Source organism: Streptomyces sp. NPDC048436 (assembly GCF_043200355.1).
Lineage (GTDB): Bacteria > Actinomycetota > Actinomycetes > Streptomycetales > Streptomycetaceae > Streptomyces.
This window is the reverse complement of record NZ_JBICXP010000003.1, coordinates 655,932-669,873: the sequence shown is the minus strand read 5'-3', so window position 1 is coordinate 669,873 and position 13,942 is coordinate 655,932. Positions and strand designations below refer to the sequence as shown.

General features: G+C 71.5%; 13 protein-coding genes. 10 read left to right on the top strand and 3 right to left on the bottom strand.

Annotated elements, in window-relative coordinates; all coding sequences use genetic code 11:
- Positions 1–404 precede the first annotated feature (404 nt).
- Together ACGFX9_RS13955 and ACGFX9_RS13950 are read left to right on the top strand one after the other, a co-directional pair.
- Positions 405–2,198, top strand: coding sequence for an FAD-dependent oxidoreductase (locus ACGFX9_RS13955; protein ID WP_393469919.1), 1,794 nt, complete (start codon positions 405–407; stop codon positions 2,196–2,198).
- 36 nt (positions 2,199–2,234) lie between these two features.
- Positions 2,235–3,173: a DUF3048 domain-containing protein gene (locus ACGFX9_RS13950; protein ID WP_393469917.1), complete on the top strand. Its 939-nt coding sequence runs from the start codon at positions 2,235–2,237 to the stop codon at positions 3,171–3,173.
- Between the two features lie 24 nt (positions 3,174–3,197).
- Here ACGFX9_RS13950 and ACGFX9_RS13945 read toward each other — a convergent pair whose 3' ends face one another.
- Positions 3,198–3,665: a MarR family winged helix-turn-helix transcriptional regulator gene (locus ACGFX9_RS13945; RefSeq protein WP_393469914.1), complete on the bottom strand. Its 468-nt coding sequence runs from the start codon at positions 3,663–3,665 to the stop codon at positions 3,198–3,200.
- Positions 3,666–3,847: 182 nt separating this feature from the next.
- Between ACGFX9_RS13945 and ACGFX9_RS13940 the strand changes: the two genes are divergently transcribed.
- The 8 genes from ACGFX9_RS13940 (at position 3,848) to ACGFX9_RS13905 (ending at position 12,114) form a co-directional block, all read left to right on the top strand.
- On the top strand, positions 3,848–4,630 hold the full coding sequence (locus ACGFX9_RS13940) for a CoA transferase subunit A (RefSeq protein ID WP_393469911.1): 783 nt from the start codon (positions 3,848–3,850) through the stop codon (positions 4,628–4,630).
- On the top strand, positions 4,630–5,313 hold the full coding sequence (locus ACGFX9_RS13935) for a CoA transferase subunit B (RefSeq protein ID WP_393469908.1): 684 nt from the start codon (positions 4,630–4,632) through the stop codon (positions 5,311–5,313). Before ACGFX9_RS13940 ends, ACGFX9_RS13935 begins: the two co-directional genes overlap by 1 nt.
- 2 nt (positions 5,314–5,315) lie before the next feature.
- On the top strand, positions 5,316–6,518 hold the full coding sequence (locus ACGFX9_RS13930) for a thiolase family protein (protein WP_393470504.1): 1,203 nt from the start codon (positions 5,316–5,318) through the stop codon (positions 6,516–6,518).
- A gap of 61 nt (positions 6,519–6,579) precedes the next feature.
- Positions 6,580–7,350 (top strand): protocatechuate 3,4-dioxygenase subunit beta, encoded by a 771-nt coding sequence (pcaH, locus tag ACGFX9_RS13925; protein WP_393469905.1) that lies wholly within the window; start codon positions 6,580–6,582, stop codon positions 7,348–7,350.
- Positions 7,350–7,904, top strand: coding sequence for a protocatechuate 3,4-dioxygenase subunit alpha (gene pcaG, locus ACGFX9_RS13920; protein WP_393469902.1), 555 nt, complete (start codon positions 7,350–7,352; stop codon positions 7,902–7,904). The genes pcaH and pcaG overlap by 1 nt, the downstream gene beginning before the upstream one ends.
- Positions 7,901–9,244, top strand: a complete 1,344-nt coding sequence (gene pcaB, locus ACGFX9_RS13915) for a 3-carboxy-cis,cis-muconate cycloisomerase (protein WP_393469899.1) — start codon at positions 7,901–7,903, stop codon at positions 9,242–9,244. Before pcaG ends, pcaB begins: the two co-directional genes overlap by 4 nt.
- Positions 9,241–10,353: a 3-oxoadipate enol-lactonase gene (gene pcaD / locus ACGFX9_RS13910; protein ID WP_393469896.1), complete on the top strand. Its 1,113-nt coding sequence runs from the start codon at positions 9,241–9,243 to the stop codon at positions 10,351–10,353. The genes pcaB and pcaD overlap by 4 nt, the downstream gene beginning before the upstream one ends.
- A gap of 84 nt (positions 10,354–10,437) precedes the next feature.
- On the top strand, positions 10,438–12,114 hold the full coding sequence (locus ACGFX9_RS13905; protein WP_393469893.1) for a serine/threonine-protein kinase: 1,677 nt from the start codon (positions 10,438–10,440) through the stop codon (positions 12,112–12,114).
- 61 nt (positions 12,115–12,175) lie between these two features.
- Here the strand turns inward: ACGFX9_RS13905 and ACGFX9_RS13900 are convergent, their stop codons facing one another.
- Positions 12,176–13,192, bottom strand: a complete 1,017-nt coding sequence (locus tag ACGFX9_RS13900; protein WP_393469890.1) for an alpha/beta fold hydrolase — start codon at positions 13,190–13,192, stop codon at positions 12,176–12,178.
- A gap of 67 nt (positions 13,193–13,259) precedes the next feature.
- Entirely contained in the window at positions 13,260–13,928 is a 669-nt protein-coding gene (locus ACGFX9_RS13895) for a TetR/AcrR family transcriptional regulator (RefSeq protein WP_393469888.1), read from the bottom strand.
- Between the last annotated feature and the right edge of the window lie 14 nt (positions 13,929–13,942).

The following is a 13,942-nucleotide window of genomic DNA, read 5'->3' as shown; positions in this document are numbered from 1 at the left end:
CACGGAGGGGAAGCCGGGCAGGGGAAAAACAGGGGAATTCCCTGCGGCTTCTTACGGGGAAACGTGTGCTCCGAAGGTCAGCTACACAGGGCGGCACAGACGTGCATCAGATCAACAGCGCGCCGCTGCTTGAACCGCCGGGATATTCGCATGGCGTCGAAACTAGCCACGCCACCAAGAGAGGGTCAAGTCATCTCACCCGCCCCGGCTTTCCGGAAACGCAGCCTTCGTACTGCTGCCATACGCGCGTCACACCACTGCGTCTCGCCCAGCTCCGCGACACCCCGGCAGCGCAATCACGCCATTGTTCGGTCACGTGACCGCACGCCGCTTCCACGTCACCGGCGGCGACCGTAAGCTCCGGCGCCTGACACGGGAGTTACCTACGGTAAGGGGGACGGGACATGGCGCACCCGGTAGCTGCGGGCAGCACGAGACGGACGTTCGTCGCGGGGGCGGCAGCGGCGGGCGGCGTGGCCGCGCTGGGAACGGCGGCGCTACCGGCAACGGCCGACGACCGCGCCCCAAGAGCTGACCCCGCGAAGACGTCCGTAGCCGTGCTCGGCGGCGGCGTCGCCGGGCTCACCGCCGCCCATGAACTGGCCGAGCGCGGCTTCGCCGTCACGGTCTACGAACGCCGTGCGCTCGGCGGCAAGGCCCGCAGCATGGACGTACCGCAGAGCGCGAAGGGCAACCGCAAGCCGCTGCCGGGCGAGCACGGGTTCCGGTTCATCCCCGGGATCTACCACAACCTCCCGGACACGATGCGCCGCATCCCCTTCCCGGGGAACGCCAACGGCGTCTGGGACAACCTGGCGGCGCCGCGCGAGATGTCGTTCGCCCGCACCGGGCGCGAGGACATCCGCATGCCGGTCCCGTGGCCGGGCAGCAAGCCGGAGCAGCTCACCCTGGACGACATCGGGCGGGCGCTGACCGCGCTCCTGGACACCGCGTTCAACCTGCCCGCGCACGAGGTGGCGTACTTCGTGAACCGCGCCCTGGTCTTCCTCACCAGCTGCGACGAACGCCGCGATGCCACCTGGGAGTCGACGCCCTGGTGGGAGTTCGTGCGCGCCGCGAAGATGTCGAAGGACTACCAGCGCATCCTCGCGATCGGCGTCACCCGCAACATCGTCGCCACCAAGGCCGAGGTGGCGAGCACGCGTACCGTCGGCACGCTCGGCGAGGCCTTCGTCTTCAACGCGCTCGGCCGGGGCGCGGACGGCCCGCCCGACCGGCTCCTGAACGCGCCGACGAACGAGGCATGGATCGACCCCTGGGTGGCTCATCTGAAGTCGCTCGGCGTGGAGTTCCGCATCGGCTGGACCGTGCGCCGCCTCGGCTTCGCCGACGGCCGCGTCACGAAGGCCGAAATCGAGGATCCGGACGGCACGGTGGAGGACATCACCGCCGACCACTACATCCAGGCCATGCCGGTGGAGCACGCGCGCAGGACATGGAGCGCGGAACTCAAGGCGACGGACCCGCAGTTGGCGCGCTGCGACAAGCTGGAGACAGACTGGATGACGGGTATTCAGTTCTATCTGACGGAGCGCCCGCCCGTGGTGAAGGGCCACTTCAACCTCATCGACTCGCCCTGGTCGCTCACCGGCATCGCGCAGGCGGGCCACTGGCCGGGCCGCGACTTCGCGGCGGACTACGGGGACGGCCGCGCGGTCGAGTGCCTCTCGGTGGACATCTCCGAGTGGGACAAGCCGGGGATCCTGTACGGGAAGACGGCCAAGCAGTGCACGCGCGACGAGGTCGCCAAGGAGGTGTGGGCCCAGCTCAAGGCCGCACTCAACGACACCGGCAAGGTGGTCCTGAGCGACGGCAAGCTGCACTCGTGGTTCCTGGACCCCGGCGTCGACGGCATCGGGACGCCGAACCCGACCAACGAGGACGAGCTCCTCATCCACCCGGTAGGCACCCTCCACAACCGTCCCTCGGCCGCCACGAAGATCCCCAACTTCTATCTGGCGGGTGACTACGTGGCCGTGCCGATCGACCTCGCGACGATGGAGGGCGCCAACACGTCGGCACGCCAGGCGGTGAACGCACTTCTGAAGAGGGTCGGTTCGGATTCCGAACCCTGCACGGTGGCTTCCATGTACCGCGCTCCGGCGATCGAGCTCCTCAAGCGCCACGACCGCACCCGCTACCGGCTCGGCCTGCGCAACGCCCTCGATCTGGGCTGAGGGGCAAGGCGGGGCGCAGGAGGGTAGGAACCCCGTATGCGACCGTGGACACAGACCCGACGTACGGCGGTGGCGGTGGTGGCGGCCGCCGCCACCCTGGCCCTGGCGCCGGGCTGCACCCTGAGCAAGACGGACGGACCGAACCCGCCGTCGTCCGACGGCCGCATACTCGCCGTGAAGATCGACAACGTGGGCCCGGCGCGCCCACAGACGGGGCTCGACGCGGCGGACGTCGTCTACGCGGAACAGGTGGAGGCGGGCCTCAGCCGGCTGATGGCGGTGTACGCGGGGCGGCTGCCGCCCGTCATCGGCCCGGTGCGCAGCGCGCGGGAGACGGACCTCGAACTGCTCCGGCAGTTCGAAGACCCGGCACTCGCGTTCTCCGGCGCCCAGTCGAAGCTCCTGCCGCTGATCGCGACCGCTCCCCTGCGGCCCCTTCCACCCGGCAAGGCACCGACCGGCGCCTACTTCCGGGGAGGCGGCAAGGTGGCCCCGCACAACCTCTTCGTACGCCCCAAGGCGCTGAAGGCCGACCCGCGCGAGGGAGGCCTGGAGAGCACGGGCTTCCGCTTCGGTCCGCGCCCCAAGGGCGGCACCCCGGAGCGTGAGGAGACCGTCCGCTTCCCCGCGGCGCGGTTCACCTTCAGCTGGTCGGCCGAGCGGCAGCGCTGGCTGGTCTCCATGGACGGGGAGCGGGCCCGCACCACGGACGGCGGGACGCTGGGCGCGTCGACGGTCGTCGTGCAGTACGTGAAGGTGCACGAGTCCCGTTTCCACGACCGCTCGGGCAATGTCACGCCGTTCACCGAGACCGTCGGTTCGGGCAAGGCGCGGGTCCTGCGTGACGGCCGCGCCTACAAGGCGCACTGGGAACGGCCGGCCGGGCGCTCCGGCACGGAGTTCACGACGGAGGAGGGCCGCAGGCCGCTGCCGTTCGCGAAGGGCCAGGTGTGGGTGGTGTACGCCAAGGCGTGAGGGGCGCGAGGGATCGCGGGCAGGTCAGCCGTTGGTCGCGGCGACGGGCTCCGTGGGGTTGCGCAGGCCCTCGGCCGCGTCCGAGACCCGCTGGATCAGGTCGAAGAACACCGTCTGCTCCTCCGCGGAGAGCGGGCCGAGGAAGATCTGGTTCATCCGGGCCGTCCGCACGGTCAGCTTGCGGTGCGTGCGCTTGCCCTCGTCGGTGAGGTGCAGGAGGTACCGGCGGCCGTCCTGCGGGTCGCGCACCTTGTCGAGCAGCTCGCGGCGGATCAGCCGGCTGATGACCTCCGCGATGGTCGACCGGTCGAGGCCGACCCGCTCGCCGACGGTGCGCTGGTCGAGGCCCGGCTCGGCGACGAGGGCGTTCAGGACGGCGAACTGCGGCGAGGTGATCTCCTCGGAGACCATCGTGTTCCACAGCAGATAGTGCGCCTGCTGCAGCCGCCGGGCCAGATGCCCGGGGTGGGTGGTCAGGTCCACCGCCGCCATGTGTTCCTCCACTGCCTCGCCCTGCTGCTCTATGCGGGGTCTTTTTCGTAGGTGTACTGAACAATACTCGCCCTTGACGGCTTAGGGAACGAGTGGCAGCGTAAGTTCCACCTCGCAGAGATAGTCAGTGCCCTGATTAATTACTGGGGCATCGAAGGCCTGGAAGAGATGGGGCTCGACGGATGGACAAGGTGGTGGCCTCGGCCGCCGACGCGGTGGCCGACATACGGGACGGCATGTCCCTCGCGGTGGGCGGGTTCGGGCTCAGCGGCGTGCCGGGGGTGCTGATCGGGGCGCTGCACGAGGCCGGCGTCTCGGGCCTCTCGGTGGTGTCGAACAACTGCGGGGCGATGGACACGGGCCTCGCGGTGCTGCTTTCGGCGGGCCGGATCGCCCGCGTGACCGGGTCGTACATCGGCGGCAACAAGGAGTTCGCGCGCCAGTACCTGGGCGGTGAGCTGGAGGTCGAGATGATCCCGCAGGGCACGCTCGCCGAGCGGCTGCGGGCCGGGGGCTGTGGTATCCCCGCGTTCTACACGCCGGCCGGAGTGGGCACGCAGGTCGCCGACGGCGGTCTCCCCTGGCGCTACGACGGCGACGGCGGGGTCTCGCTCGCCTCGCCGCCCAAGGAGGTGCGGGAGTTCGACGGCGTGGAGTACGTCCTGGAGCACGGCATCCGCACCGACTTCGCGCTGGTGCGGGCCGCGAAGGGCGACCGGCACGGGAACCTCGTCTTCAACAAGTCCACCCGCAACTTCAACCCGCTGGCCGCGATGGCCGGGCGGGTCACGGTCGCCGAGGTGGAGGAACTCGTCGAGCCCGGCGAGATCGACCCGGATGCCGTGCATCTGCCGGGGATCTACGTACAGCGGGTCGTCGCGCTCACCCCCGAGCAGGCCGCCGACAAGCAGATCGAGAAGCGCACGGTTTCCGCGCCTTCGGCACGAGGAACGGTGAGCGGCTGATGGCCTGGACACGCGAGCAGATGGCCGCACGCGCCGCACGCGAACTGCGTGACGGGCAGTACGTGAACCTGGGCATCGGCCTGCCCACCCTGATCCCGAACTACCTCCCCGAGGGCGTTGAGGTGATCCTGGAGTCCGAGAACGGCATCCTCGGGGTCGGCCGCTACCCCACCGAGGCCGAGGTGGACCCCGACCTCATCAACGCGGGCAAGGAGACGGTCACCGTCCAGCCGGGCGCCTCCTACTTCGACTCCGCGCTCTCCTTCGGGATGATCCGCGGCGGCCACATCGACGTGGCGGTGCTCGGCGCGATGCAGGTCTCGGCGCGCGGGGACCTCGCCAACTGGGCCGTACCCGGCAAGATGATCACGGGGATCGGCGGCGCGATGGACCTGGTGCACGGGGCCCGCACGGTCATCGTGGCGATGACCCACACCGCCAAGGACGGCTCCCCCAAGATCCTTGAGGAGTGCGCGCTGCCCCTGACCGGCAAGGGCTGCGTCAACCGGATCATCACCGACCTCTGCGTCCTCGATGTCACCGAAGAGGGCCTGGAACTCGTGGAGTTGGCGCCGGGCGTCGGCGTCGGCGAGATCGCCGCCACGACCGCCACCAAGGTCCGCGTCCCCGAAGCCATCTCCGAAGCCCTCTCTGATGTCGTCTCCGAAGGAACCCCGTCATGAGCCTGCGTGACGTCTACATCGTCGACGCCGTGCGCACCCCCGTCGGCAAGTACAAGGGCGCGCTCGCGAGCGTCCGCCCCGACGACCTCGGCGCACACGCCATCCGCGAACTCCTCGCCCGTACGCCGGACTTGGACCCCGCGCGGATCGGCGACGTCTACTTCGGCAACGCCAACGGCGCGGGCGAGGAGAACCGCAACGTCGGACGCATGGCCGCCCTGCTCGCCGGTCTCCCCGTGACGGTGCCGGGCGTGACCGTCAACCGGCTCTGCGCCTCCGGGCTCGAAGCCGTCATCCAGGCCGCGCGGGCCATCGCGCTCGGCGACGTCTCCATCGCCCTGGCCGGCGGAGTCGAGTCGATGACCCGCGCCCCCTACGTCCTGCCGAAGAGCGAGAGCCCCTTCCCCGCCGGGCATACCGAGCTGTACTCCACCACGCTGGGCTGGCGCATGGTCAACCCGAAGATGGAGCCGCAGTGGACGGTGCCGCTCGGCGAGAGCGCCGAACTCATCGCGGACAAGCACCGGATCACGCGCGAACAGCAGGACGCGTACGCCCTGAACAGTCATCAGAAAGCGGCGGCGGCACAGAAGGACGGCCTGTTCGACGCGGAGATCGCGCCGGTCTCCATCCCCCGCCGCAAGGGCGAGCCGGTCCTCTTCGAACGCGACGAATGCGTACGCGCCGACGCGTCCCTGGAGGCAATGGCCAACCTGAAGCCGTCCTTCCGCACTACGGACGGCACGGTCACGCCCGGCAACGCCTCGCCGCTCAACGACGGCGCCGCCGCGCTGCTCCTGGTCGACGAGGAGGGCCTGCGGGCCACCGGGCGCGAGCCGCTGGCCCGCGTCTCGGCGTCCGCCGTCTCCGCTATCGAGCCGCACTACTTCGGGCTGGCGCCGGTCGAGGCCGTCAACCGCGCCCTGGCGAAGGCGGGCCGGACGTTCGGCGACCTGAGCACTCTTGAGCTCAACGAGGCTTTCGCCGCCCAGGTGTTGGGGTGCGCGGCCGAGTGGCCGGACCTCGACCCCGACGTCCTGAACCCGCAGGGCGGCGCCATCGCACTCGGGCATCCGCTCGGCGCGTCCGGCGCCCGTCTCGCCGGGACCGTCGCCCACCAGCTCGCCCGGCGCGGCTCGGGCACGGGCGTCGCCACCCTCTGCATCGGCGTCGGCCAGGGCCTGGCCCTGGTACTCGAACGCTGAGCCGTTCCGTTTGATCCGCCGCCGACCGCCAGCACCAGCCGTACTCACGGAGTCGAGAGACATGACCCTCACCCCACCCCTGCCCGACGGGCTGAGCCAGCGAGAGATAGACACGGAGGTCGCCAAGGCGCAGGCTTCGGCCGCGCCCTCCGACCACCCGCCGCGCGACTATCCCCCGTACCGCAGCAGCCACTTCCGTCACCCCAAGCAGCCGCTGATCCCGCTGCACGACCCGGAGGCGGTGGAGCTGAGCGGTCCCGCGTTCGGCGTCACCGACATCACCGCCCTCGACCACGACCTGACGCGCCAGCACCTGGGCGAGCCGCTCGGCGAGCGGATCACCGTCTCCGGCCGTGTCCTGGACCGCGAAGGGCGCCCCGTGCGCGGCCAGTTGGTCGAGCTGTGGCAGGCCAACGCGTCCGGCCGGTACGCCCATCAGCTCGACCAGCACCCGGCGCCGCTCGACCCCAACTTCACGGGCTTCGGCCGCTGCCTGACCGACGACGAGGGAACGTACTCCTTCACGACGATCAAGCCGGGCGCCTACCCGTGGCGCAACCACGTCAACGCCTGGCGCCCCGCGCACATCCACTTCTCGCTCTTCGGCACGGCGTTCACGCAGCGTCTGGTGACGCAGATGTACTTCCCGGGCGACCCGCTGTTCCCCTACGACCCTGTCCTGCGCTCGGTCACCGACGAGTCGGCGCGTCAGCGTCTGGTCTCCGCCTACGACCACGATCTGTCCACCCCCGAGTGGTCGCTCGGCTTCCGCTGGGACATCGTCCTCGACGGCCCCTCCGCGACGCTCTTCGAGGAAGGCGACCAGCACTGATGTCGTACGCTCCCACCCCCTCCCAGACCGTCGGCCCGTTCTACGGCTACGCGCTGCCCTTCCCGCGCGGCGGCGAGGTCGCACCGGTCGGCCATCCGGAGACCATCACCCTGCACGGATATGTGTACGACGGCGCCGGGAACCCCGTACCCGACGCGCTGATCGAGACCTGGCAGCCCGCACCCGACGGTTCCCGGACGGGCGCGCCGGGCTCGCTGCGCCACGACCCGGTCACCGGCGAGGTCATCGGCCGCGACGGCCTCGCGTTCACCGGCTTCGGCCGTGTCCCGACCGACGCGGACGGCCACTACACGATCCGTACGCTGCCGCCGGGCGGCGTCTCGTACATCGCCGTCGCGGTCTTCGCGCGCGGTCTGCTCCACCACCTCTACACCCGCGCCTACCTGGTCGACGAGCCGGGCGACGCGCTCCTCGGCGCCCTCGATCCGGCGCGGCGCGCGACGCTGATCACCCGGGCCGAGACGTCGCACACGTACCGTTTCGACATCCGCCTTCAGGGCGAGGGCGAAACGGTGTTCCTGGAGTTTCAGTGAGTTCTGACGGTACCGATCTCGGACTGCTCGCCCCCGGGCGGGCGGGCTCCCCGGCCGAGGCCGCGACGGGCGACGCCGCCTTTCTGCAGGCGATGCTGGACGCGGAGGCGGCGCTGACGCAGGCCCAGGCGGCGGTGGGTCTGGCTCCGGCGGAGGCGGCGACGGCCGTCACGGCGGCGGCCGACGCGGGCCGCTTCGACGTACGCGACCTGGCGCTGCGCGCGCGGACCGGCGGCAACCCGGTGATCCCACTGGTCGCGGACCTGACGGCGGCGGTGCCCGCGGAGGCGGCGCCGTACGTCCACCGGGGCGCGACGAGCCAGGACATCATGGACACGGCGATGATGCTGGTCGCGCGGCGCACGCTCGGCCTGATCCTGGCCGACCTGTCCCGTACGGAGGCGGCACTCGCGCGCCTCGCATCGGCGCACCGGGACACGGTGATGCCGGGCCGCACCCTGACCCAGCACGCGGTGCCGACGACCTTCGGTCTCAAGGCGGCGGGCTGGCGCGCGCTGGTGCTCGACGCGCGGGACAGGGTGCGGATCGTGCGTGACGCGCTGCCCGCCCAACTGGGCGGCGCGGCAGGGACGTTGGCCGCTTTCGGGGCGTACGCGGATGGCGATCGCCCGGGGGCGGTCGAGGCCCTTGTCCCGGCCTACGCCCGCCACCTGGACCTCGCCGAACCCGCACTCCCCTGGCACACCCTGCGCACCCCGGTCGCCGACCTCGCCGCGGCCCTGGCCTTCACCGGGGGCGCCCTGGGCAAGACGGCGGCGGACGTACTCACCCTGACCCGCACCGAGATCGCCGAGCTCTCCGAGGGATCGGGCGGCGGCTCGTCCGCCATGCCCCACAAGGCGAACCCCGTACGCTCCACCCTCATCGCTGCTGCGGCCCGCCGCACCCCCGCCCTGGCGGCAGTGCTGCACGCCTCGATGGTCGCCGATGACGAACGCCCGGCGGGCCCCTGGCACGCGGAGTGGGAACCTTTGCGCGACCTGCTCCGCACGATCGGCGGCGCCTGCGATCACGCGGCGGAGCTCACGGAGAATCTCCGGGTCCACCCGGAGACGATGCGTGAACACCTCGGCCTCACCCACGGGTTGATCGTCTCCGAACGACTCACCGCAGAGCTGACGCCTCTCCTCGGGCGGGCCCGCGCGAAGGAAATCCTCACCGCCGCCGCCCGCCGCACCCGGGACGAGGGCAGGACCCTCGCGGATGTACTTGCCGACGAGCCCGACCTGGCGGCCGTCGACCTCACCGAACTCACCGACCCCCTCCGTTACACCGGCTCCGCCGGAACCCTCACGGACCGAGCCCTGGAGCGACGATGACCGCCAAGCTGCCGCACCACACCATCGAAGGCGCCCCCACCGCGCCCCCTCTCCTGCTCGGTTCCTCCGTCGGCACCTCCACCGCGCTGTGGGACGCCGTAGCGCCCGAACTGACCACCACCCACCGGGTCATACGCTGGGACCTTCCCGGTCACGGCAAGTCCCCCGCCGATCTGATCGGCCCGGGAGCGAGCGTCGCCGACCTGGCCGCGCTGGTCATCGCGCTCGCCGACTCCCTGGGCATCGACCGCTTCGCGTACGCGGGTGTCTCGCTCGGCGGCGCGATCGGACTGCACCTTGCCGCGCACCACCCGGAGCGGGTGGAGAGCCTCGCCGTCATCTGCTCATCGGCGCACTTCGGCGGCAGCGCCCGCTGGCAGGAGCGCGCGGCACTCGTACGCCGCGAAGGCCTCGACGCCCTCGCGGAGTCCGCGCCGGACCGCTGGTTCACGCCCGGGTTCACGGTCCCCCGCCTGGTGGACGACCACCGGACCACCGACCCGGACGCGTACGCGGCGTGCTGCGACGCGCTGGCGGCGTACGACATCACGGAGTCCCTGGCGTCCATCACCGCGCCCACGCTCGTGATCGCGGGCCGCGAGGACCCGGCGACACCACCCGCCCACGCGCGCGAGATCGCCGACGCCGTGCCGGGCGCCTCGCTCACCGAACTTGCGGGCGCCTCGCATCTGGCGCCCGTGGAGCGGCCGGAGGCCGTGATCGCCGCGCTGCGGACGCACTTCACGGGCGCTGCCGCGAGCGGGATGGCGGTGCGCCGCGCGGTGCTCGGCGACGCGCACGTGGACCGCGCGCAGGGGAACACCACGCCCTTCACGGCCCGCTTCCAGGACTTCATCTCCCGCTACGCCTGGGGCGAGATCTGGACCGACCCCACCCTCGCGCACCGCGAACGCAGCATGATCACCATGACCGCCCTGGTCGCGCACGGGCACTACGACGAGCTGGCCATGCATGTCCGTGCGGCCCGCCGCAACGGCCTCTCGCCCGAGGAGATCGGCGCGGTCCTGCTCCAGACGGCCGTCTACTGCGGTGTCCCCGCGGCCAATTCGGCGTTCGCGGTGGCGCAGCGGGTCCTCGCCGAGGAGTAGCGGAGCAGCGGTCACGGGGCACCCTTTAGGCTGCTGCTGATCAGGGGGATCAGGGGAGCAGGGGATCAAGGGGGACGTGGGCCGATGAACAACGCCACTGAGGTGTTCCAGCCGTTGCAGGCGGACGATCCGCCCGTGGTGGCCGGTTACCGGCTCGCCGCCCGGATCGGCGCGGGAGGCATGGGCCGCGTCTACCTGTCGCACACGCAGGGCGGGCGCGCGGTCGCGATCAAGGTCGTCCGGCCCGAGCTGGCCGACGACCCGGCGTTCCGGCGGCGGTTCGGCCGGGAGATAAGGGCGGCCCAGCGGGTCCGGGGCGCGTACACGGCCGAGCTGATCGACGCCGACGCGGACGGCGTGCCGCCCTGGCTCGCCACGCTGTACGTGCCCGGGCCCTCCCTCTCGGACGCCGTCGCCCGGCGCGGACCGCTGCCGGTGCCCGCGGTGCTGTGGCTGATGGCGGGGGTGGCCGAGGCGCTCCAGGCCATCCATGCCGCGGGAATCGTCCACCGGGACCTGAAGCCGTCGAACGTGCTGCTCGCCGCCGACGGGCCGCGCGTGATCGACTTCGGTATCTCGCTGACCTCCAGCGTCACTTCCCCGCACACCGTCACCGGTTCCGTCGCGGGAACTCCTCAGTTCATGGCTCCCGAGCAGGCGTCCGGGGTCGCGGTCACGGCGGCCACCGACGTCTTCGCGCTCGGCCAGACCGCGGCGTTCGCGGCACTGGGTGAGCCGCTGTACGGGGACGGGCCCTCGGTCAGCGTGCTGTACCGCATCGTGCACTCAGAGCCGGACCTGTCCCTTCTGCCCGCGCAGCTCCGGCCGCTGTTCGCCCGTTGCCTTGCCGCGGACCCGGCGGAGCGGGCCACCCTGGCGGAGATCGTCGAGTGGTGCCGGCAGCGGCTCGGCGCGGACGCCTCCGCGGGCGCGGGGCCGACCGTCTGGCGGGAGGTCGCCGGGCCGGAGGTGGCGGTTCCGGCTCCGGTCCCCGACCCCACCCCGGTGCATCCGCTGCCGATGTTCGCGCCTCCGCGGCCGACGGTGCCGGAGGAGCCGAGGTCCCGCCGCAGGCGCGCCGCGCTCATCACGGCGGCCGTGACGGCGGGCGCGCTGGCCCTTACGGGCCTTACGTGGACGGTCATGGACGCGACGGACCTGCTCCGGCAGCGGGACTCGTCGTCGAAGTCCGGTTCGTCGGTGTCCGAACGGTCGTCGGGGTCCGGGGCGGCATCCGGGGGGACCTCGGGGGACGACGAGAGATCAGCGGCCGGTGAGAAGACCGGGACCGACGCGAACTCAGGGTCAGGCGACAGGAGCGAGGGGGCGTCAGGTGGGTCGCGCCCCTCCTCCGGCTCTTCCTCGAACGCGTCCACCCCACCGCGACCCGTCGCGCATCCCCAGGAGTGGTTCGACGAGAAGAACTCCGTGAGCCTCAGGGAGCCGGTCGACCGCAAGGACCGCAAGGGCGACATCCGCTTCGCCTGCGACGACGACAGCTGTGCGCTGGAGAGCGACACCAGCGTGTTCACCCCGCTGTACGGCAAGCCGGGGGCCACCCTCGACTCGTGCCGTGTCGCCCTCAAGGGTGCCGACAGTCATGACCTGCCGCTGGCCGCGGTGGCGGCCGGCAGCGAGATCTGTGTGAAGAACCCCGCCGGAGACATCGCCCTGCTCGTGGTCCTGGTGAAGTCGACCGCGATGCCGCAGGACGGGGTCAGTTTCCTGAGCGCGGACATGACGGTCTGGAAGGCGGCCTGAGCCATTGGTCAGCGCCTGAGTCAGGTGTCCAGCGGCCTGAGTCAGGTGTCCACGGCTGTGGTCAGGTGGCGCTCCGCTCGCTCGCCTCGCGGTAGCGCCGCTCGATCTCGTCGTCGTACGCGTCGTCGCCCGGCCGCCCGGCCCGCAGCAGGCGCCACCACTGCTCGATGCTCCAATTGGCCGGTTCCGTCGCGCCGATGAACTCCTGGACGAGGGAGAGGAAGCGGGCGGGGTCGCTGTGGAAGGGGAAGTGCCCGGCGCCCGGGAAGATCTCAAGGCGGCTGCCGGGCATCGCCTCGTGCGCGGTGAACGCGTGATCGACGGGCAGGACGCTGTCCCTGTCGCCCCAGACGAGGAGCGTCGGCATGCCCTGGGCGAGGTAACAGCGGTCCAGCATGGTGACCACCTGGCCGCGCCAGTCGACGACGGACCGCAGGGTGCGGATGAACGCGGTCCGCGCCCAGACGTCCGGCAGCGCGTCGACCAGGCCCATCAACTCGGGGGCGTCCTGCCCGAGTCCGGTGTCGAGCAGCCGGAGCAGCGCGACCACCGCACGCACCGGCAGGTCGGCGCCCGGCAGTTCGAGCAGGGAGAGCAGCAGCGCGGCGCCGGGCAGTGAGACACCCCGCAGCACCGGGCTGACCTGCGGGCCGACTCCTCCCGTGCTCACGAGGACGAGCCGGTCGACGCGCTCGGGGAACTGGTAGGCGAACTGCATGGCGACTCCGCCGCCGAACGAGTGCCCGATGAGGGTGACGCGCTCGACGCCCAGTACGCCGAGCAGATCCCGGACTCCGTTGGCGTACGCGGCCACCGAGTAATCGGCGCGTGGCTTCTCGGAGGCACCGTGGCCGAGCAGGTCGGGGGCGATGACCGTGTGACTGCGGGCCAGTTGGGGAATGAGCGGGGACCACGTCGCCGACGAGTCGCCGATGCCGTGGATCAGCAGGATCGCGGGCCCTTCACCGGCGACGCGGTACGCGCGCCGGTATCCGTGCACGGTACGGAAGCGCAGGGTCGCCCCGCTCTCGTCGCCGGTGGGAAGCCGCCTGGACTGGAAGGGCAGGATCCGCGCCATGCGCCGGAGTGTAGGCAGGCGGGGCGGTGGGGTGGTTTCAGGGCGGTTTCGGGTGGCGTAATTCGGGCTACCCCGCCGCGTAGCACCCCAGAAACATGTCGACACCGGCCACGATCAGGCGCTCCGTCAGGTCGTCGCTGATGTCGGTTCCGTACGAGCCGAAGACGAGGTGCGGGAAGACGAGCAGGGAGTAGAGCTGGATGACCGCGGCCTCCATGTCCGGGATGGTGAGGCGCCCTTGGTCCGCGAGGTCGCGCAACGCGCCCGCGATCGCCGGGTGGTGGCTCTCCGGGCCGTGCTGCTCCCATGCCGTGCCCAGCGACGGGAAGCGGTGGATCTCGCGGGCGACGAGATGCCGCAGCGCGTTCATCTCCTGATCGGTGCGGACGGCGTCGACCCAGATGCGGGCCGCCTTCAGGAACGCCTCGCGCAGATCGTGCGCCTCGGTGAGGCCGTCGAGCGCGGCGACCGAGGAGGAGGCGGCGAGTGGCTCGTCGAGCGCGCCCGCGATCACCGCGGTGAACAGCGCTTCCTTGTTGCCGAAGTGGTTGTAGACGGTCACCTTGGACACGCCCGCCTCGGCCGCGATGGCGTCCATGCCGACGCCGAATCCCTCGCGCAGGAAGAGGGTGCGGGCCGCCTGGACGATGGCCTCGCGCTTGCGTTCCGCGCGAGGGCCCGTGGGTCGGGCGCTTTTTCCCTCGCCGTTTGCGGTTGCGCTGCCTTGGTGTCGCATGCGCCGTACTTTAC